21 protein-coding genes are annotated in these 21,264 nt (G+C 69.8%); 18 read left to right on the top strand and 3 right to left on the bottom strand.

All coding sequences use genetic code 11. The features are described 5' to 3' along the window. Positions 1 to 31 precede the first annotated feature (31 nt). Positions 32 to 655 carry a TetR/AcrR family transcriptional regulator gene (locus N802_RS11770; protein WP_052109868.1) on the top strand — a complete coding sequence of 208 codons (624 nt, stop codon included), beginning with the start codon at positions 32 to 34 and terminating at the stop codon, positions 653 to 655. Positions 656 to 1,194: 539 nt separating this feature from the next. Here N802_RS11770 and N802_RS11765 read toward each other — a convergent pair. Continuing rightward, complete coding sequence (locus N802_RS11765; RefSeq protein ID WP_035916420.1) at positions 1,195 to 2,979, bottom strand: AMP-dependent synthetase/ligase; 1,785 nt, start codon at positions 2,977 to 2,979, stop codon at positions 1,195 to 1,197. 91 nt (positions 2,980 to 3,070) lie between these two features. After that, positions 3,071 to 4,660 (bottom strand): aldehyde dehydrogenase family protein, encoded by a 1,590-nt coding sequence (locus tag N802_RS11760; protein WP_084072163.1) that lies wholly within the window; start codon positions 4,658 to 4,660, stop codon positions 3,071 to 3,073. Between the two features lie 56 nt (positions 4,661 to 4,716). Between N802_RS11760 and N802_RS11755 the strand changes: the two genes are divergently transcribed. From N802_RS11755 to N802_RS11735, 5 genes are all read left to right on the top strand, one after another. Beyond that, the gene (locus N802_RS11755) at positions 4,717 to 5,556 is read left to right on the top strand and encodes an enoyl-CoA hydratase-related protein (protein ID WP_035916417.1); all 840 of its coding nucleotides are present in this window, start codon (positions 4,717 to 4,719) and stop codon (positions 5,554 to 5,556) included. Then, on the top strand, positions 5,556 to 6,245 hold the full coding sequence (locus N802_RS11750) for a TetR/AcrR family transcriptional regulator (protein WP_084072162.1): 690 nt from the start codon (positions 5,556 to 5,558) through the stop codon (positions 6,243 to 6,245). Before N802_RS11755 ends, N802_RS11750 begins: the two co-directional genes overlap by 1 nt. After that, positions 6,242 to 7,402: an acyl-CoA dehydrogenase family protein gene (locus N802_RS11745; protein WP_035916415.1), complete on the top strand. Its 1,161-nt coding sequence runs from the start codon at positions 6,242 to 6,244 to the stop codon at positions 7,400 to 7,402. Before N802_RS11750 ends, N802_RS11745 begins: the two co-directional genes overlap by 4 nt. A 121-nt stretch (positions 7,403 to 7,523) precedes the next feature. Beyond that, complete coding sequence (locus N802_RS11740; RefSeq protein WP_245613920.1) at positions 7,524 to 8,732, top strand: acetyl-CoA C-acetyltransferase; 1,209 nt, start codon at positions 7,524 to 7,526, stop codon at positions 8,730 to 8,732. A gap of 58 nt (positions 8,733 to 8,790) precedes the next feature. After that, positions 8,791 to 10,959 carry a 3-hydroxyacyl-CoA dehydrogenase NAD-binding domain-containing protein gene (locus N802_RS11735; RefSeq protein WP_035916413.1) on the top strand — a complete coding sequence of 723 codons (2,169 nt, stop codon included), beginning with the start codon at positions 8,791 to 8,793 and terminating at the stop codon, positions 10,957 to 10,959. A gap of 121 nt (positions 10,960 to 11,080) precedes the next feature. Here N802_RS11735 and N802_RS11730 read toward each other — a convergent pair whose 3' ends face one another. Further along, positions 11,081 to 12,274: a sensor histidine kinase gene (locus N802_RS11730; RefSeq protein WP_084072161.1), complete on the bottom strand. Its 1,194-nt coding sequence runs from the start codon at positions 12,272 to 12,274 to the stop codon at positions 11,081 to 11,083. A 207-nt stretch (positions 12,275 to 12,481) separates the two neighbouring features. Between N802_RS11730 and N802_RS11725 the strand changes: the two genes are divergently transcribed. From N802_RS11725 to N802_RS19485, 12 genes are all read left to right on the top strand, one after another. After that, on the top strand, positions 12,482 to 13,291 hold the full coding sequence (locus tag N802_RS11725) for a thioesterase family protein (RefSeq protein WP_035916410.1): 810 nt from the start codon (positions 12,482 to 12,484) through the stop codon (positions 13,289 to 13,291). Positions 13,292 to 13,303: 12 nt separating this feature from the next. Further along, positions 13,304 to 14,152, top strand: coding sequence for a Fic family protein (locus N802_RS11720; RefSeq protein ID WP_035916406.1), 849 nt, complete (start codon positions 13,304 to 13,306; stop codon positions 14,150 to 14,152). Between the two features lie 568 nt (positions 14,153 to 14,720). Next, the gene (locus tag N802_RS19500) at positions 14,721 to 15,500 is read left to right on the top strand and encodes a CpaE-like family protein (protein WP_052109867.1); all 780 of its coding nucleotides are present in this window, start codon (positions 14,721 to 14,723) and stop codon (positions 15,498 to 15,500) included. Then, complete coding sequence (locus N802_RS11710; RefSeq protein ID WP_052109866.1) at positions 15,497 to 16,684, top strand: TadA family conjugal transfer-associated ATPase; 1,188 nt, start codon at positions 15,497 to 15,499, stop codon at positions 16,682 to 16,684. The genes N802_RS19500 and N802_RS11710 overlap by 4 nt, the downstream gene beginning before the upstream one ends. After that, entirely contained in the window at positions 16,681 to 17,475 is a 795-nt protein-coding gene (locus N802_RS11705) for a type II secretion system F family protein (RefSeq protein WP_035916404.1), read from the top strand. The genes N802_RS11710 and N802_RS11705 overlap by 4 nt, the downstream gene beginning before the upstream one ends. Beyond that, entirely contained in the window at positions 17,476 to 18,090 is a 615-nt protein-coding gene (locus N802_RS11700; protein WP_052109865.1) for a type II secretion system F family protein, read from the top strand. 205 nt (positions 18,091 to 18,295) lie between these two features. Next, complete coding sequence (locus tag N802_RS20840) at positions 18,296 to 18,898, top strand: hypothetical protein (RefSeq protein ID WP_035916401.1); 603 nt, start codon at positions 18,296 to 18,298, stop codon at positions 18,896 to 18,898. A gap of 33 nt (positions 18,899 to 18,931) precedes the next feature. Next, complete coding sequence (locus N802_RS19495) at positions 18,932 to 19,663, top strand: class F sortase (protein WP_052109864.1); 732 nt, start codon at positions 18,932 to 18,934, stop codon at positions 19,661 to 19,663. A 205-nt stretch (positions 19,664 to 19,868) separates the two neighbouring features. Then, on the top strand, positions 19,869 to 20,063 hold the full coding sequence (locus tag N802_RS11685) for a DUF4244 domain-containing protein (RefSeq protein ID WP_035916397.1): 195 nt from the start codon (positions 19,869 to 19,871) through the stop codon (positions 20,061 to 20,063). A gap of 32 nt (positions 20,064 to 20,095) precedes the next feature. Beyond that, complete coding sequence (locus tag N802_RS19490) at positions 20,096 to 20,425, top strand: TadE family type IV pilus minor pilin (protein ID WP_052109863.1); 330 nt, start codon at positions 20,096 to 20,098, stop codon at positions 20,423 to 20,425. Positions 20,426 to 20,427: 2 nt separating this feature from the next. Continuing rightward, on the top strand, positions 20,428 to 20,862 hold the full coding sequence (locus N802_RS11675; protein ID WP_156971385.1) for an Rv3654c family TadE-like protein: 435 nt from the start codon (positions 20,428 to 20,430) through the stop codon (positions 20,860 to 20,862). Then, a complete protein-coding gene (locus tag N802_RS19485) occupies positions 20,859 to 21,260 on the top strand; it encodes a DUF2510 domain-containing protein (RefSeq protein ID WP_052109861.1) in 402 nt (133 codons plus the stop codon). The genes N802_RS11675 and N802_RS19485 overlap by 4 nt, the downstream gene beginning before the upstream one ends. Positions 21,261 to 21,264: the final 4 nt, after the last annotated feature.

Raw genomic sequence — 21,264 nt, 5'->3', positions numbered from 1 at the left:
TGCAATGTTGCATCAAGGGTAAAGTGAGCTCATGACCGCACACGTGACGTCCCACGAGGACGACGCCCTCCTGGATGCAGCCCGCATGGCCTTCCTGGACCTCGGGATCCGTCGGGCCTCGGTCGGGGAGGTCGCCAAGCGGGCCGGAATCGACCGCGTGACCGTCTATCGGCGGATCGGCTCCAAGGACGAACTGGTCACGGCGGTCGTCATGCGTGATGCGAGCCGACTTTTCGACTCCATCCGGCTCGCGGCATCGGTTGCCGACCCGAGCACGGGTGACGCGGGGCGCGTCGTCGCCGCGTTCGTCGCGATGATGCGCGGTCTGCGGGACAACCAGCTGCTCCAGCGGGTCATGACCCTCGAACCCGACACTGTCCTGACGCTGCTCACGGTCAACGGATCACCGATTCTCCTGGCGGCCATCGACGTGGCGGCGGAGTTGCTCCGCGGCGACGGTTCGGTCGCCGTCGACGAGGACGATGTCCTGGCCCGGGCCGAGATCGTCGTGAGGCTCGCCCACTCCTTCATCCTCACGCCGCATGCCGTGCTCGACAGTGAGGACGACGACGCCATCGAGCGGGTGGCCCGCCGCTTCCTCACCCCGATGCTCACCGGCGTCCCGTCCCCCGACCCCGCCCCCGCCCACCCCTGACCCCCGGGCTTCACGGCGAAGTCGCCTGAACGTACCGAACTCACCCAATTGGACGGTTCCGCACGGACAGGCGGGTATGCCGTCCGCTCACCTGCCGTACCGAACTCACCCAATTGGACGGTTCCGCACGGACAGGCGGGTATGCCGTCCGCTCACCTGCCGTACCGAACTCACCCAATTGGACGGTTCCGCACGGACAGGCGGGTATGCCGTCCGCTCACCTGCCGTACCGAACTCACCCAATTGGACGGTTCCGCACGGACAGGCGGGTATGCCGTCCGCTCACCTGCCGTACCGAACTCACCCAATTGGACGGTTCCGCACGGACAGGCGGGTATGCCGTCCGCTCACCTGCCGTACCGAACTCACCCAATTGGACGGTTCCGCACGGACAGGCGGGTATGCCGTCCGTTTCGCGTGCGTACCGAACTCACCCAATTGGACGGTTTGGTACGGGGCCCAGACGCAACGGTGCCGGCCACCCCGGGACTGGGGCGGCCGGCATACCCGGTGGTGGTTCTCCGCGAAGCGGTCGGACGTCAGCGGGAGTAGTTGCTCTCGATGACGTCGGAGTACTTCGACGTGATCGGGCCACGCTTGAGCTTCATCGTGGGGGTGAGCTCGTCGCCACCGGGTTCCCAGGTGGTGGGGAGGAGTGACCAGTACTGCACCTGTTCGACCTTGGACAGGTTCTTGTTGGCCGCCGCGACGCCCGCCTCGATGTGCTCGCGCACCAACGAGTTGGCGGAGAGTTCCGCGATCGAGGCGTTGGCTATCCCGTGCTTGGCCGCGAACGCCGCGGCGGCGTCGGGGTCGAGGGTGAGCAGCGCGGTGATGTAGGGGCGGGCGTCGCCGATCGCGACGGCCGCTCCGAGGATCGGGAGGGCCACGCGCAGCGCACCCTCGATCTGGCTCGGCGACATGTTCTTGCCGCCAGTGCTGATGATGATCTCCTTCTTGCGGTCGACGATCCGCAGGTGCGAGTCCTCGTCGAGCACGCCGATGTCACCGGTGTGGAGCCAGCCGTCCGCGTCGATCGTCTCGGCCGTCTTCTCGGCATCTCCGCGGTAGCCGGGCATGACGCTCGGACCCTTGACGAGGACCTCACCGTCCTCCGCGAGGGCGATCTGGATCCCGGGTGTCGCCGGGCCCACCGTGCCGAACTTGCGGTGGCCGTGACGGTTGAAGGTCGCGACCGCCGAGACCTCCGACATGCCCCAGCCTTCGATGATCGGAACGCCCAATGCCGCGATGTATTCGAGCGCCTCGGGGGCGATGGGGGCTGCGCCGGTGAATGCGGTGAAGAGCTGGTCGAGTCCGGCCGCCTCGCGGATCTTGTGAAGGAGCTTCTCGGCGACCTTGTGCTGGAAGGCGAGCTTACCGGGGACGGGCGTGCCGTCGGACTCGTGGCGGACGAAGCGCTTGCCCGTGTCGACTGCCCAGTTGACGAGGCGTCCCTTGGCGCCTTCCTCGGCAGCGAGCTTGGCCTCGATGCCGGCCTTCACCTTGTACCAGACCTGGGGCACGCCGACGAAGAAGGTGGGGCGCACCTGCTTGAGGGCGTCGACGAGAAGCTTGCCGTTGGCGAGGGTGTGGACCTCGCCACCGAGGAGCATCGGTGCGTACTGGCAGAGGTAGCGGTTCACGATGTGCGCGTCGGGGAGGTAGGAGAGGACGCGCAGGTCCTGCGGCAGGGTCTCGGCGGTGCCGCGGATGTTGGAGATGAGGTTGTTGTGCGTCAGTTCGACACCCTTGGGCATGCCGGTCGTGCCCGACGTGTAGATGATCGTCAGCACGTCGTCGGGCTGAACCGCCTGCCACGCAGCGGCGAAGTCGAACTCCGCCGGGGTGCTCGACTCGAGCTGCGCGAGGGTGATCACGTCGCTGCCCGCGTCGGTGTCGTCGCCGTCGATGACCACGACGTGCTCGACCTGGCCGCCCTGCGAGATGGCCGCGCGGACGATCGGGAGGAACGCCTTCTCGGTGATGACGACGCGGTTGCCGGCGTTGCCGAACTGGTGGGCGATGACCTCGGCCGGGTTGGTGTTGTAGACGGAGAAGGCCGCTGCGCCGAGGTGCATCGCGGCCGCGTCGACGATGTGGAACTCGGGCCGGTTGGTGAGCATGATGCCGACCGTGTCGCCGTGCTGGACGCCGAGGGCGGCGAGACCGCCGGCGCACTTCTCCGCGCGGGCGGCCCACTCGCCCCAGGTGACGGGGGCGGCGTCGGCGGTGGGGATGAGCGCGAGCTTGGTCGGGTTCGCGGCGGCGGTCTTCTGGAAGGCCTCGGTCAGGGTCCGGGGCCAGGTGGTCGGGTGTGCCATGAGGGGTGCCTTTTCGGTGCGTTGGGAGTGGGAGTGGGAGCGCGGAACGGCAGGGAGCGCGGAACTGCAGGGAGGCGGGATGGCAGGGAGGTCAGGAGTGACGCTTGGCCAGGACCCGCTTCATGAGGGGGAGGACGTGACTCGCCCGGCGCAGGGTGATGAGGTCGAAACCGGGCACGCCGAAGTCCTGCTTCACGGTGCTGCGAGGCCTCACGAACTCATGGAGGCCGTCGACCCCGTGGACGCGCCCGAAGCCACTGCCGCCGACGCCACCCATGGGCGCGGAGCCCATGCCGGCGAACGCGATCACGGTGTTGATCGAGACCTGTCCGGCGCGCAGTCGGGCTGCGATGGCGTCGCCGCTCCGGCGCGAGAACACCGAGGCCGATAAGGCGTAGTCGCTGTCGTTGGCGAGGGCCACGGCCTCGTCGAGGGTGTCGACCGTCTTGATCGTCACCATCGGGCCAAAGGTCTCCTCGCGCACACACGCGCTGTCCTCGTCGGCGTCCAGGACGACGATCGGCTCGATGAAGCGCTCCCCGACCGACTCGGGCCCGCCGACGAGGAAGGTGCCTCCCGCCGCACCTGCGGCCTCGACGTGTCGACGCACAACGTCGACCTGCGAGGGCATCGTCATCGCGCCATAGGCGGCACCACGCCCGGCGCCCGGGCGGATGCCCTTGAGCTCATGGAGGAGCGCGTCGATGAACCGGTCGCGCACCTCCCGAAGGACATAGACGCGCTCGACGCCGACACACGTCTGCCCGCCATTGGTGAACGCGCCCCAGGCGACGGCCCGGGCTGCCGCAGCAGGGTCGGCGTCGGCCGCGACGATGACGGGATCCTTGCCGCCGCACTCGAGCAGGACGGGCGTGAGCGTCTCGGCGGCCTGGGCCATGATCCGTCGGCCGGTGGCCGTCGATCCGGTGAACACGATCTTGTCGACGCCGGCCCGCGTGACCTCGGCGCCGATGGCGCCGTCTCCGACGACGATCTGGAGTATGCCGGGTGGCAGCTGGGGGTTCGCTCTCGCGAATGCGTCGACGTACCACCGCGCGACCGCAGGCGTGTATTCGCTCGGCTTGAGGACGACCGTGTTGCCGGCGACGAGGGCCGCGGACACCCCGCTGTTGGGTGCGTAGAGCGGGTAGTTCCACGGGCTGATGACACCGACGACGCCGAGCGGCACGTATTCCACGCGCGCGCTGTGGTTGGCGAAGAGCGCGCCGGGGTTCAGCTTGCGAGAGGCGAGGGCCTTCTTGGCGTGCGTCTCGGCCCACTGGAGGTGCTCGACCGTGAGTGCGATCTCGATGATCGCGTCGTCGATGGGCTTGCCGTTCTCTGCGTGGATGAGGTCGGCGAGTTCGGCGTGCCGCGCCCAGATGTGTCGCCGCCACGCTCCGAGTGCGGCGGCCCGTGCCGACGGCTCCTGGCCGGCCCACCACGGCTGCGTCTGGCGACCTCGGGCGACCTTCGCCCTGACCGATGACACGTCGTCGGCGTCCAAGGTCGCAACGACGGCGCCATCCGCCGGATTGAGGCTGTTGAGAACGGAATTCGGTGACGATCCGACTGTGTCCCCTTGCCTGTCCGGTGCTGGACCGCCCTCCAAGGGGGACGCCCCAGCGGCGTTCGCAGCGGAGACCTCGACGCCGTTGGCGAGCCCTGTGATGCCTGTCATGGCGGAGAGCCTGCTCGACTATTGACAGACTGTCAATAGTCGGTTCGAATGTTCACATGACATCGGAGTCCTACGAACAGGTCGCGGTCGACGTCACCGACGCGATCGCCACCGTCACGCTGAATCGCCCCGAGGCGCGCAACGGCTACACGATCCAGATGGCCGACGAGTTGGCGCTCGCGCTCCGCGACGTCGACGCCGATGACGCCGTGCGTGCGGTCGTCCTGACGGGCGCCGGAACCGACTTCTGCGTCGGCGCCGACCTCAGCGGTGGCCGTCTCGACGTCACCGATGGCGCCGACAGTGGTGCGTGGGTCGAGCCGGCCACCAGGGCGACGAGCGTCCTCCACCGCATGCACAAGCCGGTCGTCACGGCCTCGCGCGGCGCTGCCGTCGGCGTGGGCTCCACCCTCCAACTGGCCGCCGATATCCGCATCGCGTCGACCGACTCGCGCTTCGGCTTCGTCTTCGCCCGACGCGGCATCTTCCCCGAGGGCGGCTCGAGTTGGTACCTCCCGCGCATCGTCGGCCAGGGCCGCGCGCTCGAGTGGCTGCTCACCGGCCGCCTCATCACCGCCGACGAGGCGCTCGCCACCGGTCTCGTCAACGAACTCGTCGCCCCGGACGAGGTGCTCGCCCGCGCAACCGAGGTCGCCGCCCAGCTGGCGACGCTGAGCTCCCCGGTGTCCATGGCGGTCATCCGCCGGGCCGTCCGAGAGGTCGGCTCGGCCGACTCGCCGGACGCCGCCTTCGCCCTCGACTCCCGCCTCATCGCCGGCTGCGCGACGAGCAAGGACGCCCACGAGGGCGTGCTGTCCTTCCTCGAGCGGCGGGACCCGGTCTTCCCGCTGCGGGTCTCGACCGACCAGCCCGACCACCTGCCCTGGCACGACTGATGAGCACCGTCACCCGCGCTCGGCTCGAGCCCGACAAACGGCGCGAACAGATCCTCGCCTGTGCCATCGAGCTCTTCGGAGAACGTCCGTATGCCGCGGTGTCGACGACCGAGATCGCGACCGCCGCCGGCGTGACCCGAGGTCTGCTCCACCACTACTTCGGGACGAAGCGCGGACTCTATGTCGAGGTCGTCCGCGAGATGCTCATCGTCCCGCGCATGGCCCTGCCCGACGGCGTGCCCGACTCGCTCGAGGCGCGGATCGCCGGCTGCGTCACCTGGCTCCTCGACATGGTGTCGGAGCACGGCCGGACCTTCGTGGCCGTGGCCGGTGCTGAGGGGGTCGGTGACGACCCCGAGGTCGAGGCGCTGCTCATCGAGGCCGACGACATCGCCGCCCGCCGACTGCTCACCCTCCTCGGTGTCGACCCCGCAGTCGTCGACTCCGACCGAGCGCGGGGCATCGGGCGGTCCTACGGCGCGCTCGCCAAGGGCGCCATCCGAGAGTGGATCCGCGAGGGAAGCCTCACTCGGGACGAGGTCCACGACCTCCTGGCCCGCATCCTCAGGACCGTCGTCACCGAGGTGCTGAACGGCACGCCCACCACCGCCGTCCCCGACACCGTCACACCCAACACCGCCGCCCCCAACACCGTCACACCCAAAACACAGTCGGAGAAGACCCCGTGACCCTCACCGCCCGCCCCCGCTGGAGCGACGACGAACTGGAGTCCGTCCGCGAGCTCGCCGCGACCTACTTCACCAAGGAGGTCCTGCCCCACGCCGAGAAGCACGTCGCCCAGGGCCACGCCAACCGCGACCTCTACAACAAGGCCGGCGAGCTCGGCCTTCTCGGCATGTCCATCCCCGAGGAGTACGGCGGTGGCGGCGGCACCTTCGCCCACGAGGCCGTCCTGCTCGAGGAGCAGGGCCGCGCGGGCGACACCGCCATGGGTTTCGCCGTCGACATCGGCATCGTCGCCCACTACCTCCTCGCCTATGCGACCGAGGAGCAGAAGAAGGCGTGGCTCCCCAAGGTCTGCTCCGGTGAGTGGGTCCTGTCCATCGCCATGACCGAGCCGGGCACCGGCTCCGACCTCCAGGCCATCCAGACCCGGGCCGTGCGCGATGGCGACGACTACCTCATCTCCGGCTCGAAGACCTTCATCTCCAACGGCATCCTCTGCGACGCCGTCGTCATCGTCGCCCGCACCGGTGACGAACCCGGTGCCAAAGGCCTCTCGCTCATCCTCGCCGAGGTCGACGACGACACACCCGGCTTCACCCGCGGCCGCAACCTCGACAAGCTCGGCCAGAAGGGCCAGGACACCGCCGAGCTCTTCTTCGACGAGCTCCGAGTCCCCGCATCCAACCTTCTGGGTGGCACTGAAGGCCAGGGCTTCTACCAGCTCATGCAGCAACTCCCGCAGGAGCGGCTGCTCACGGCCGTCATCGCGCAGTCCGCCATCGAGAAGGCCGTCGCGCTGACCGTCGACTACACCCAGGACCGCAAGGCCTTCGGTGCCCCGCTGTTCGCGCTCCAGAACACCCGCTTCGAACTCGCGGAGGTCGCGACGATCGCCCGCATCGGTCGTGTCTTCCTCGACGACTGCATCGTCCAGCACGTCGCCGGCAACCTCGACACGCCCACCGCCTCCATGGCGAAGTACTGGATCACCGACCGCGCCACAGAGGTCGCCGACCGGTGCCTCCAGCTCTTCGGCGGCTACGGATACATGTCCGAGTACCCCATCTCCCACATCTACGCTGATGTGAGGGTGCTGCGCATCCTCGCCGGCGCCAACGAGGTGATGAAGGAGCTCATCGCCCGCTCCCTCCAACGCTGAGCCCCACGCAGGAAAACCCAGCCACCGCCCAACGTGACCCGCACCGCAGCGGAACACACGGCATACCCCGCACACTGTGCCGACCACAGATCACGGCATGCGAATCGAGAAGGAAAAGATCGTGACCGAAGCATTCATCTACGACCACCTGCGCACCCCGCGCGGCCGCGGCAAGAAGGGTTCGCTGCACGGCATCAAGCCGGTCTCGCTCCTCGTCGGCCTCATCGACGAGCTGCAGGCCCGCCACCCGGACCTCGACCCCAACCGCATCGACGACCTCGTCCTCGGCGTTGTCTCCCCGGTGGGTGACCAGGGTGCGGTCATCGCGCGCACCGCCGCCCTCGCCGCAGGCCTGCCCGACACCGTCGGTGGCGTGCAGCTCAACCGCTTCTGCGCCTCCGGCCTCGAGGCCGTCAACACCGCCGGCCAGAAGGTCCGCTCCGGCTGGGACAACCTCGTCATCGCCGGTGGCGTCGAGTCGATGTCGCGCGTGCCGATCGGCTCCGACGGCGGCGCGTGGGCCATGGACCCGGCGACGAACTACGACACGTACTTCGTGCCCCAGGGCATCGGCGCCGACCTCATCGCGACGACCGAGGGCTTCACCCGCGAAGACGTCGACTCGTATGCCGTCCGCTCCCAGACGCTTGCCGCGAAGGCTTGGGCGGATGGTCGCTTTGCGAACGCGGTGGTCCCGGTCCGCGACCAGAACGGTCTCGTCGTCCTCGACCACGACGAGCACATGCGTCCCGACACGACGGTGGAGTCGCTCAGCGCGCTCAAGCCGTCGTTCGCGGCCATGGGTGAGCAGGGTGGGTTCGACGCGGTGGCGCTGCAGAAGTACCACCAGGTCGAGCGGATCAACCACGTCCACCACGCCGGCAACAGCTCCGGCATCGTCGACGGCGCGGCCCTCGTGCTCGTCGGGTCCGAGCAGGTCGGCAAGGACCTCGGCCTGACCCCGCGTGCCCGCATCGTCGCGACCGCCACGAGTGGTGCCGACTCGACGATCATGCTCACCGGCCCGACGCCGGCGACGCACAAGCTGCTCGCCACGGCCGGCCTCACCCCGGACGACATCGACCTCTGGGAGATCAACGAGGCGTTCGCGGCCGTCGCCCTGAAGTACCAGAAGGACTTCGCGATCCCCGACGAGAAGCTCAACGTCAACGGCGGCGCCATCGCCATGGGCCACCCGCTCGGCGCGACCGGCGCGATGATCCTCGGCACCATGGTCGACGAGCTCGAGCGCACCGGCGGCAAGCGAGCCGTCATCACCCTCTGCATCGGCGGCGGCATGGGCGTGGCCACGCTCATCGAGCGCGTCTGATCTGCGGCCTCGAGCCCCTCATCCCTTCTGCTGCAACGCAATTCAAAGGAACTTTGACGTGACCGAACACGAAAACACCATCCGCTGGGACAAGGACGCCGACGGCGTCGTCGTCCTCACCATGGACGACCCGAGCCAGTCCGCGAACACCATGAACGCGGCATACGTCGCCTCGATGGGCAAGGCCGTCGAGCGCGTCCTCGCCGAGAAGGACGACCTGACCGGCGTCATCATCACCTCCGCGAAGAAGACCTTCTTCGCCGGCGGTGACCTCAAGGACATGTATGCCGCGGGCCCCGACCGCGCGCAGGACCTCTATGACCAGGTCACCGAGATCAAGCGCCAGCTGCGTGCGCTCGAGACCCTCGGGAAGCCCGTCGTCGCCGCCATCAACGGTGCCGCCCTCGGTGGTGGCCTCGAGATCGCCCTCGCGGCCCACCACCGGATCATCGCCGACGTCCCCGGCGCCCAGGTCGGCCTCCCCGAGGTCACCCTCGGCCTCCTGCCCGGCGGTGGCGGCGTCACCCGCGTCACCCGCATGCTCGGCATCGTCGACGCCGTGATGAAGGTGCTCGGCCAGGGCCAGAAATACCGCCCGGCCCAGGCCAAGGAACTCGGCCTCGTCGACTCGGTGGTGGGGTCTGTCGAGGAGTTGCTCCCGGCCGCCAAGGCCTGGATCGCCGCCAACCCCGAGGCCGTCGCGCCGTGGGACGTCAAGGGCTACAAGATCCCCGGCGGCACCCCGTCGAACCCGGCCTTCGCGGCGAACCTCCCGGCGTTCCCGGCCAACCTGCGCAAGCAGCTCAAGGGTGCGAACTACCCGGCTCCGCGCGCGATCCTGTCCGCTGCCGTCGAGGGGGCGCAGGTCGACATTGACACGGCTCTCGACATCGAGACGCGCTACCTCGTGTCCCTCATCACCGGCCAGGTGAGCAAGAACATGATCAAGGCGTTCTTCTTCGACATGCAGGCGATCAACTCGGGCGCGAGTCGTCCGCAGGGCCACGACAAGCACGTCGCCACAAAGGTCGGCATCCTCGGTGCCGGCATGATGGGCGCGGCCATCGCCTTCGTCTGCGCCAAGGGTGGCATGGAGGTCGTCCTCAAGGACGTCTCCCTCGAGAACGCCGAGCGCGGCAAGGGCTACTCGGCGGCGCTCGTCGAGAAGGCCGTCACCCGGGGCAAGATGACGCAGGAGGCCGGCGAGGCGCTCCTCGCGCAGATCAAGCCGAGCGCGGAGCCGAGTGACTTCACCGGTGTCGACCTCGTCATCGAGGCCGTCTTCGAGAGCGTCGAACTCAAGCACAAGGTCTTCCAGGAGATCGAGCCGTTCCTCGCCGAGGGCGCCGTCCTCGGATCGAACACCTCGTCGCTGCCGATCACCGGTCTTGCCGAGGGCGTCAAGCGTCCCGAGGACTTCATCGGGCTGCACTTCTTCTCGCCGGTCGACAAGATGCCGCTCCTCGAGATCATCGCGGGCGAGAAGACGAGTGACGCCACGCTGGCCAAGGCGTTCGACATCGCCCAGCAGATCAAGAAGACCCCGATCGTCGTCAACGACAGCCGCGGGTTCTTCACGAGCCGGGTCATCGGGACCTTCCTCAACGAGGCCCAGGCGATGGTCGCCGAGGGTGTCTCCGCGGCGTCGGTCGAGCAGGCCGGTCTTCAGGCCGGCTACCCGGCCGCCCCGCTCCAGCTCTCGGACGAACTCCACTTCGAGACGATGAGCCGGATCCAGAAGGCGACCAAGAAGGGCCTCGTCGAGGACGGCAAGGGCGACACCTACTTCGAGCACCCGGCATACGCCGTCCTCGACCGCATGCTCGAGGAGTTCGGCCGCAAGGGCAAGGCCGCCGGTGCGGGCTTCTACGACTACGAGGACGGCAAGCGCACCGGTCTGTGGCCGGGCCTGGCTGAGCACTTCGGGTCGGGCACCAAGGAGATCCCCTTCGAGGACATCAAGGAGCGCATGCTCTTCGCCGAGGCCATCGAGACGGTGAAGTGCTTCGACGAGGGCGTGCTGCGCAGCGTCGAGGACGCCAACATCGGCTCCATCCTCGGCATCGGCTTCCCGGCGTGGACCGGTGGTGTCGTGCAGTACGTCGAGGGCTACCCCGGTGGCGTCGCGGGCTTCGTGGCCCGGGCGCGTGAGCTCGCCGACCGCTACGGTCCGCAGTTCACCCCGCCCGCGTCGCTCGTCGCGCGTGCCGAGGCGCAAGCCGCCTGATCGGTCACCCAGAACAATCCGGTATGCCGGCCGCGCATCGTGCGCGGCCGGCATACCGGCGTTTTGGGCGATCGGGACAACTCGCTGGCGCTCGCCGTCCCAATCGGGCACGAAGTCGAGCTCACTCGGAGTGGACGCCGGGGGCGTACTTCGGCACTCGGAAGCTGACCTTGGTCCCCGCGCCCTCGGCCGTCTCGACGACGAGCCCGAAGTCGTCTCCATAGACCTGCCGCAGCCGGGCGTCGACATTGCCGAGGCCCACGGAGTCGGCGCGGGACTGCCCGTCGAGGATCCGCTGCACCGCCTCCGGTGACGCCCCCACGCCGTCGTCGTCGATCGAGATCTCGGCCTCCGAACCCTGGTCCGACGCGGTGATCGTCACGTGCCCGACACCCTCCTTGGAGGCGAGGCCGTGGCGAACTGCGTTCTCCACCAACGGTTGCACCGCCAGGTAGGGCACGCGTACGGGCAGCACCTCGGGCGCGATGAGGAGCGACACCTGCAACCGATCACCGAAGCGCGCCTGCTCCAGGACGAGGTAGCGCTCGACGTTGCGCAGCTCCTCCGCGAGCGTCGTGAACGACCCGCCCTGGCGGAGCGCATAGCGCGTGAAGTCGGCGAACTCGAGCAGCAGCTCCCGCGCCCGCTCGGGGTCGGTCCGGACGAACGACGCGATGGCGCCGAGGGAGTTGTAGATGAAGTGCGGGCTGATCTGGGCCCGCAGCGCACGGAGCTCAGCCTCCATGGCGCGGGTGCGTGCCCGCCCCAACTCGGCGACATCGAGTTCGGCGGACACCCAGCGGGCCAGCTCGCCGGTCGCCTGTGCCAGCCCCGCCGAGGCGGTGGGGGCGTATGCCGTGAGCGTCCCCACCACGCGCCCGTCGGCAATGAGTGGAGCCGTGACCGCAGCGCGCACGGGGCAGTCGGGGGAGGGGCAGGTGATCGTGTCGGTGCCGAGGACCGACGGGCTGCCCGACGTGCGTGTCGGCTCCGCGTGGTCGTAGGCGTCGGGCGCGTGGTGGTCGCCCGGACCGGTCCACGCGAGCAATCCGCTGCCGTCGCAGATCGCAACGGACCTCGCGCCCAGGATGGCGAGGAGGTGTTTGCCGGCTCGCTCGGCGGACTCGGGCGTCAGGCCGTCGGCGAGGTGGCGCGAGGCCAGTGACGCCGTGTGGAGCGTCGAGTAGGTGACCCGATCCACCGTCGACAGGAATCCCCGGCGTCGACCCCGCCCCGCGAGCCACACGCCGAGGCCGAGCAGCAGCATCGCCCCCGCCACGACCACAGCAGTGGGGACATGGAACGACGCCGTCATGCCCGCAAGGCTAGGCGCCGGGACCCTGCGCGAGCCGATGACGCGGAAGTCGTCACAGGACGCGGCAATATCCGCGACATCCGACAACTTCCGCGTCATGACCGGCGAGAGCGATGAAGTGACCCAGACTCGACTCAGATGCGTCACCACTGCGGCCCGGGCCACACCCGCGCTGCGGACGGGAAGACACGGCATACGCTCGGGTTCATGAGTGAGTTCGACGCCGCCATCCGCCTCACCGACGGCACCGCCGAACTCACCGACGGCTGGGTCATCGGCGAGGCCGTCAACGGGGGAGTCCTCATGTCCCTGGCGACGAAGGCCGCGTCAGACGCCCTCGACGCCGCCGGCAGCCACGCGGACCCGGTCGCCTTCAGCACGACCTTCCTCGCGGCCGCCCAGCCCGGCCCGGCACACGTCGAGACCCAGATCCTGCGAACCGGCCGGTCGTTCTCCACGGCCGAGGTCACGATCAGCCAGGGCGGCACCCCGTGCGTGCGTCACACGGCGACCTTCGCCGACCTCGACGCCAACGCCGAACCCGTCCACCTCCAAGAGGCTCCGCCGGAGCTCCCGGACCCCGAACTCTGCGTCCCCGCCTCCCGGGGTGGGTTCGCCGAGAAGATCCGCCTCCTCGACCGCCTCGACATGCGCATCGACCCCGCCACCGTCGGCTGGGCCATCGGTCAGCCAGCCCACGACGGCGAGATGCGCGCCTGGATCCGCTTCGCCGACGGCCGCGAACCCGACGTCCTGTCGCTGCCGTTCTTCCTCGACGCGCTGCCGCCGGTGACGTTCACCTTCGGCGCCCTTGGATGGGCGCCCACGATCGCCTTCTCCGGTCACGTTCGCTCACGCCCGGAGCCCGGCTGGCTGCGCATGCGCATCACCACCCGCAACGTCATCGGCGGACTCTTCGAGGAGGACGCCGTCATCTGGGACTCCCGCGACCACGTCGTGGCCCAGTCCCGCCAGCTCGCAGGCGTCCGTATGCCGTCCGCCCCCGTCCCCTCCTGAGGTTCAGTTCCCTTGTCGCAGAACGAAATCCAAAGCTCCGTCGCCGCGCTCGCCGCACTTCCGGGCATCTCCGAGAAGGTCGACGCCGCCCGCGAGGCCTGCACCCAGCTGCGCTGGCACAACGCCCTGCGTCGCCGTATCCCCGAGGCAGCGGCTGAGTCCCGCGTCCGGGGGGCCCGCGCCAGCGGTGAGCTCGACGGCGCGCGCCTCTCCGTCGAGATCGTGCGCGACCTCATGCGTGGAGCCGTCACCTGGCACGACGATCCCGACCCCGTCGAGCAGGTCATGCGCGGGGTCCTCGCCGCGACCGCCGAGACCGAGCGCCTCGGCCCGGTCGTCCTCAACGCGCCGATGCAGGCACTGGCCCGTCTCCACACCGCGGCGGCCGCCGGGCTGGTCCCCGACGACGAGCTCGGCCGTCCGCGCAAGGACGGTGAGGACAGCCGCGAGTTCCTCGAGATCAGTCCTGCCCCATCGGCCGCCGAGGCGCGGGACCGCCTCCAGCGCGTCGTCGAACTCCTCGCCGGCGCCGCCTCCCTCCCGGTCCCCATCGTCGCTGCCGTAGCCCACGCCGAGATCATCACGGCGCGTCCCTTCACGCGTGGCAACGGCGTCGTCGCCCGCGCCGTCGAGCGGGCCGTCATCCAGGCTGGCGGCCTCGACCCGACCGGCGTCGCGGTGCCCGAAGTGGGGCACGGAGCGGGAGGTGGGCCGGCGTATTTCGGTGGGCTCACGGCATACGTCAGGGGTGACGCCGCAGGCGTCGGTCTGTGGTTGGCGCACAGTTGCGACGCCATCGTGGCGGGTGCGCAGGAGGGTGAGCGGATCGCCGACGCCGTCCTCGCCGGACGCCTCAGCTGAGCCAAAAGTCAAGTCTTGAAGTGGCCTCCGCAGGGGAGTAGACAGGAGGCATCGGACAGGCCCCTCGGGGAACCGGCCGACCAGAGAACAACCGTGAGACGCAACGGGTACCCACGCGCGGGCAGTCCACTGATGGACCGGTCTGTTCGGGCTTGACCCGGTACGACGGCAAGGAACATGCACGCTTGGTCGCCCCGAGTGCTCGCGGCGGATGACGCCCCTCTCGTAGGGGCGTCATCGTCGTGACTGGCCCGTTGTCTCGCCCGTTGGAGCCATGCACTGACCAAATTTCGTTGAGTTTTCGTGTTTATGTTGCACGGGATCGATCCATCGGCAACGATGTACTCATCGCTCCCCCTCGGGGTTGTAGCGAAGGGTGGTCCGGCTTCTCCCCCCCGGAGCTCGGCCCACCCGACGGCCCCGGTCCTCCCCCCCGACCGGGGCCGTCGCCTTTTCTCCTCCGGTTTCGTGGGCGCGTTGTCCACAGGCCCTCGTATGCCGTCGCGCTCGTCCACAGATCTCCTCGCAGGGGTGGTGGGCCAGGTTCTCGGGCGGCACCGTCGGGTGCATGAACTCGCAGACTCCTCTCCTGGTCGTGCTCGGTGCCAGCGGCGGGCTGGGCGCCTCGACGTGGGCCGCGGCCCTCGCCCGCCGGCTGTCTCTGCACCTGGGTGAGTGCGTTCTCGTGGACGGACACGTGCACGGTGGAGGGCTCGACATGACCTGCGGGACTGAGCACGTGCCAGGTCTGCGCTGGCCCGACCTTGCTCGACTGCGAGGGGTGACGTCCTGTTCGCGGCTGGTGTCGGCCCTGCCCCACGGGGAAGTGCCGGTCCTGTCGGCCGGTGGGCGCGGGGGTGACGTCGCGGATTCTGTCGTGCTCGACGTGCTGGGCTCCTTGCGTGGCTCCGTGCCGGTCGTCGTCGATGTCGGCGCGGCGGCGCGCACTGCTCTGGGCCGGCGGGTCGTCGCGGAGGCCGATGTCGTGCAGGTGGTGTCAGGTGTGCGGGCTCGCCAGGTGGCGGACACGGAGGCGTTGCTCGCGGGACTCGAGGCCGGGGGATCGGGAGGCACTGGGTCAGATGGCCGCGGCGGAGGCAGGGGGCGGGTCGGCCTCGTGACGCGGTCGAGGCGGTCGGCGACCGCCGATGTGGAGGTCTTGGTCGAGCATCTCGGCATGGCGCATCTCGCGCACCTGCGCGACGACCCCCGGGTGCGACGCGACGGTGAGCGCGGCGAGTGGCCCGGACTTCGGGGAAGCCTGCGCGAGAACGCAGATCGCGTGGTGCTGGACCTCATGGACGACCTCGATGCACGCGAGCGGGCAGCCGCGGAGAAGGTGGCATGACCTCGGGTGACGGCACGCCCTGGCCAGGCGTGGAGGCCGCCATCCGTGACGGGCGCGGGCCTGATGAGTCGCTCATCGCCGAACTGACCCAGGGGATCGTCGAGCTCGGCGACGTGGGAGCTGCGGCAGCGGGTGAAGAGCTGCGCGAGCGTGTGCTGGGTTTTGGCCCGCTCGAGCCGTGGGTGACCCGACGCGGGGTGACCGACGTCCTCGTCAACGGGGACGGTTCGGTGTGGGTCGATCAGGGTGATGGCGTGCAGGACACCGGCGTTGTCATGAGCGCGAGCGACGCGCGGTCACTCGCGACGCGGCTGGCCGGCTTGGCGCGTCGACGGCTCGACGAATCGCAGCCGTGGGTCGACGGGGTTCTGCCCGGAGGGGTGCGCCTTCACGCGATCCTGCCGCCGCTCGCCGAAGCGGGCACGCACCTGAGTCTGCGGGTGCCCCGGCAGCAGCCGGTCGGTGTCGACGGCCTGGTCCGACTGGGTGCGGTGGGTGGAGAGATGGCCGACGCCTTGCGGCGAGTCGTGCGGGCACGCTTGTCATTCCTGGTCGTCGGAGGGACGGGTGCCGGCAAGACGACGGTCCTGGGGGCGCTGCTCTCGGAGTGCCCCGCTCACGAACGCGTCGTCATCGTCGAGGACGTGCGTGAACTGGCACCCGCCCACCCGCACGTCGTGCGCCTCCAGGGGCGCATGCCCAACGTCGAGGGCGCCGGTGCGGTGACCATGGTCGACCTCGTCCGGCAGGCACTGCGCATGAGGCCCGATCGGCTGGTGGTCGGTGAAGTGCGCGGTCCGGAGGTGCGTGAACTGCTGGCTGCACTCAACACGGGGCACGACGGAGGGGCCGGGACCCTCCATGCCAACGGTCTTGAAGAGACGCCAGCTCGGCTCGAGGCGCTGGGGGCGCTCGCGGGGCTCGGTCGCGACGTCGTCCATGCCCAGCTCCGGGGCGCGGTCCAGGTCGTGATCGACGTGACCCGGGTGGGGCCGTTGCGGTTCGTCCGAGCAGTCGGGGTGACCCGGTGGACGGGCAGGGAAGTGGTGGTCGACGAAGCCTGGGTGGTGGAAGCCCTCGGTGGGGCCGCCCCTGGGTTCGAGGTGCGGCGCGGCCCCGGCGCTGACCGCTTCGACGACTTGGTCCGCCAGGTCGCTCCCTCCGCGCCGGAGGACGTCGCGTGACCTGGATCAAGGCGTACGCCGCGGCTGGGCTGGCGCACGACGCCGGCTCCACCGTTCTCGGCACCCTCGTGATGCTGGTCGTGTTGGCCGGCGTGCTGTGGCCGCGCGCCCGACCGGCGAGTGCGGGAGCGGCGACGACCGGCCGGTGGGGGAGTCAGCCGGGCGTTGGTCCGGTGGTGTGCGACCTGGTGGCTCGTGCCCGATCGGCACTCACGAGGGAGCTGCGATTCGGGCGACGAACGGCAGGCTGGGTGTCCGACTTCGCCGAGTTGTCGGCGGTCGGACTGGACGCCGGGCTGCCCGCGGTCGAGGCGGCTCGCCTGGCCTGCGAGGTGGACGTGGCCAGGGCCCGGCCGGAGCTCCTCGCCCTTGGCGACCGGCTCGTGGAGGCCCAGCGCCATGGCGGCTCCGTCGGTGCCTGCCTGGGGGATGCAGCTCGCGAGGACCCCGACCTGGCCTTCCTCGCTGCTGCCTGGCAGCTCACTGACGAGTTCGGCGTGGCTGCCGCACCCGCGGCACGGACCTCGGCAGACGTGCTCCGGGAGCGAGCCGCCAGTGGCGATCGGCGGGCGGTCCTGGCGGCAGGGCCGAGAGCCTCGATGTGGCTGCTCACGCTCCTGCCTCTCGCAGGACCCCTGGTGACACTCGTCCTCGGACTGCCGGTGAGAACCGTCTACGGCAACCCGGCGGCCCTGATCGCCGTCGTCGGCGGCCTGGCGCTCACGGCGCTCGGCTGGTGGTGGTCGCGCACGGTCCTGCACCGGGCCCTCCGGCCGTCGGAGGTGGGCTGAATGCTGCTCGTGGCCTTGTTGCTCGTAGCCGTGGCCGTGTGGGTGTGGCCCGCTCGACACGGACCGGTCCGGGCTGGCGCACCAGGGGCGGACGGCATACGGGCTGGATGCGAACGTGAGCGCGGCGAACGTGAGGGCGGCGAACGTGAGGGCGGCGAACGTGAGGGCGACGCGACGGCAACGGTCGACGATGCGGCCGATGCGCTCGTCCTGTGCGGCCTCGTCCTCCGTGCCGGTCTCGGTCCAGTCGAGGCGCTGGAAGCTGTCGCGCAGCACGTTCCCGGACCGATTGGGCACCAACTGCGCGTCGTCGCGAGTGCTCACAGGTGGGGGCAGGACTCGGCGACGGCCTGGGCCCACGTCGGTGCTGAGTGGCAGCCCGCGGCCCTCGCGTGGCAGGCAGCGGAGCGCTCGGGTGCGGCGCCGGCCGGTGTCGTTCTGGCGGCTGCCGAACGCATGCGGCGCGAGGAGGGCTCCCGGGTCGAAGCAGCCGTGCTGCGTGCAGGGGTTCTGCTCGTCCTGCCCCTGGGGGCATGCTTCCTGCCTGGCTTCATCGGGACGACAGTCGTGCCGGTCGTGCTCCACCTCGCGCGATCCACCCTGAGTGCGGGGTAGCCAGTGCGGCGTAGCCCGTGTGGGCCAATTCATGGACTCGGGATGGCATCACTTTCGCCCCGGTGCTTCCGTGCCCACCGCCCATCCTCTATCTTCGCGACGAAGGCGCAGGGGCTTCCCTGTCCTCTGCCCGACCGTCGGTCGCGGCGATCCCTGTTGAGCACCGCCGGCAAAGCCCGGAATGACGAGGAGATTCCCTGTGCGTATGACCACCCTCTCGCGCAGCGCCGCCGCGCTCTGCGCTGCTGGCCTGCTGTCCGTCGGCTTCGCCGCGACGGCCACGGCCGAGTCCAACACCGACAACCCCAACCACCCGGCGTACTGGGAGGCGCTCCTCACCGGGGAGGGCGTCGAGAACGCCGAGTGCACCAAGATCCACGACGAGGGTCTCAAGACCTCGGAGTGGACGGCGGATGCGGACTACCTGCTCGTCGTGCTCAAGGCCGGTTCCGAGCAGAGCAGCGAGGGCGACCCGAACACGCTCTACGAGTTCGTCGAGAAGGGCGACGTCCTCGAGACCGAGGACGGCAAGGACATCTCGCACATCATCACCTGCGACGGCGACCTGCCCGAGGAGCCGGAGGAGCCGGAGAACCCCGAGGAGCCCGAGAACCCGGAGGAGCCGGAGAACCCCGAGGAGCCCAACAAGCCCGAGGAGCCCAACAAGCCCGAGGAGCCCAAGGGCCCGATCGTCGAGACCGACGTCGTCGAGTCGAACGGCACGTCGCCGGCCGTGCTCGGTGGCGCTGCTGCCCTCGGCGCGCTCGGCCTGGCCGGTGCCGCCCTGCGCCGCAAGGCTCAGAACTGATCGCTACGCACATGAGGAGTGACGCGAAAACTCATGCGTGAGCTCTTCGAGAGGTGGGCGGGGCCGACGGGTCCCGCCCACCGCTTGCGTCCGTTCACACCACTGGTCGGCGCTGTCGTGGCGCTGGCCTTGGCAGTCGTCCTGTCAGTGCTGCACTGGGGAGACAGCCAGCCGTCGGTCGCTCGGTCTGCAGCGGCATCCACGGATTCCCAGAGCAGCACGACCTCCGCGCCCGCGCCGACCGCATCGCCGTCCGACCGGATGCCGACCAAGAGCGCTACGGCGTCGCCCCGAACCACCACCACCACTGCGACGGTCGGGGCCGAACCCATGGCGTTCGCCGCGTCGAGCATCGACGTGAGTGGCAGGCTGCAGCGCGTTCGAGCCGTCAACGGCGTCGTCAACCCGGCGTCGGGCGTCCTGGGCTGGGTCAGCGGCTACGGGCGGGTGCGGCCCGGTGAGGTCGGCACCGCAGTGATCGCCGGTCACGTCGTCAACGGCGAGCGACCCGACGTCTTCTACAACCTTCAGGACATCGATCGCGGCGACAAGGTCACCGTCGTCGATGCCCAGGGCCAGCCACGCGTCTACACGGTCACGGCGACACGGGTCGCCACGAAGGAGGCCGTGAGCCGCGACGCCGTCGTCTGGGGCGGAAACTCGTCGGTTCGTCGGATCGCCCTCATCACGTGCGACGACGATGACGGCTACCGCCCGGATGGTCATCGGGTCTCGAACTTCGTGGCCATCGCCGAGGTCCGCTGACGTTCAGTCCGTGCCGCAACGTCAGCGTCGACGGTCGCTGTAGCGACCCTTCACGCTGACGTCCCACGAGGGTGGGTTGTCCACAGGCCCGCCCCGTCGCGTGGTTCATCCACAGTTCGGCAGAGTCGGTCTGGCGGTCCTGCGCGGTGTCCGCTGAACTCTTGGCAGGTGGGGAGAAGCCCCGCACTGATCGAGGAGTTTCGTTGTGACACAGCATCTTTCACGTCGATGGACCGCTCTCAAGTCCCGTTCCGAGGCGGGCATGACCACGGCGGAGTATGCCGTGGGCACCCTCGCCGCGTGTGCGTTCGCCGCAGTGCTCATGCTCGTCGTCCGGTCCGAGCCGGTGAAGGCGGCTCTGGCCAAGGTGATCACGGCCGCACTCGGCACGGGCGCGTGACCCAAGGCCCTGTCCGGCACCGAGAGGCCGGCATGGTGACGGCGGAGATCGCCGTCGCCCTGCCGGCTCTCGTGCTCGTGCTGACGCTCGGGCTGTCCGGCGTTCAGGCCGTCACCGATCACCTGCGCTGCATCGACGCTGCTCGCGTGGGCGCCCGGCTGCTGGCTCGTGGTGAGCCCGTGGATCGCGTCCGCACCGAAGTCGCCGCGCACGCGCCCGAGGGCGCACGCGTTGAACTCACCGTGGGGGCCAAAAGAGTCGGCGCTGAGGTGAGTGCCGACGTGCCGACCGTTCTCGCGGTTCTGGGCCTCAGCACCCGACCGCACGGTGTCGGTTGGGCTGTGCCCGAGGTCGTCCGGTGACGATGGCCAACGCGTCAGCATTCTGGCCGCTGGTGCGCGGCGAACGGGGTGCGGGCTCGGTGCTCGTCTTGGCCGCGACGGGGGTTCTGGTCAGCGGCGCCGTCGCGGGGCTCCTCGTTGGTTCCGCGGCTGCGGCAGCACATTACGCCCGGACCGCCGCGGACCTGGCCGCACTCGCCGCCGCTGGGGCTCTCCAAGCGGGTGAGGTCGATCCGTGCGCACGTGCGGGTGCAGTGGCCCGCGACAACGGTGCCGACCTGGTGCACTGCTCGCTGGGTGTCGGTGAGACCGTGACGGTGGGTGCCCGACGGGCCGTCGCGCTGGGCTGGCCCGGCATCCCGGACCACGCGGTGGCGTCGGCCAAGGCGGGTCCCGCGGGCCAGGTCTCCGCAAACGACCTCGCCATCGACCCGTCGCACCCTAGGGTCGGGCCATGACGTCAGGGGTCCAAGCAGGGTGGTATCAACAGCAGGACGGTTCTCAGCGCTTCTGGGACGGTGGGGCGTGGACTGACCAGATCGCACCCGGGTCACAGGGGTATGCCGCCGTCCAGGCGGTCCAGCCCTACGCTCACACGGCGGTCACGGGCACGGTCGTGGCCCCGAAGAGCCCCGCCCTCGCACTGCTCGGGTCCTTCTTCATCCCGGGGTTGGGCCAGTTCATGAACGGCAACGCAACCGCCGGTGTGGCGTTCCTCTTGGCGTGGCTCGTGTCGTTCCCGCTGATGCTCATCCTGATCGGCTTCCCCATCGCCTTCGTGGCCTGGGTGTGGTCCATGGCTGACGCCTACTCCGGCGCCCAGAAATGGAACGCGAGGCGCGGCATCGTCAGCTGAACGC

Origin of the sequence: Knoellia sinensis KCTC 19936 (assembly GCF_000768705.1) — a bacterium.
GTDB classification, from domain to species: Bacteria; Actinomycetota; Actinomycetes; order Actinomycetales; family Dermatophilaceae; genus Knoellia; species Knoellia sinensis.
Note: the sequence above shows the minus strand (reverse complement) of the source record. Positions and strands in the feature narration are given on the sequence as shown.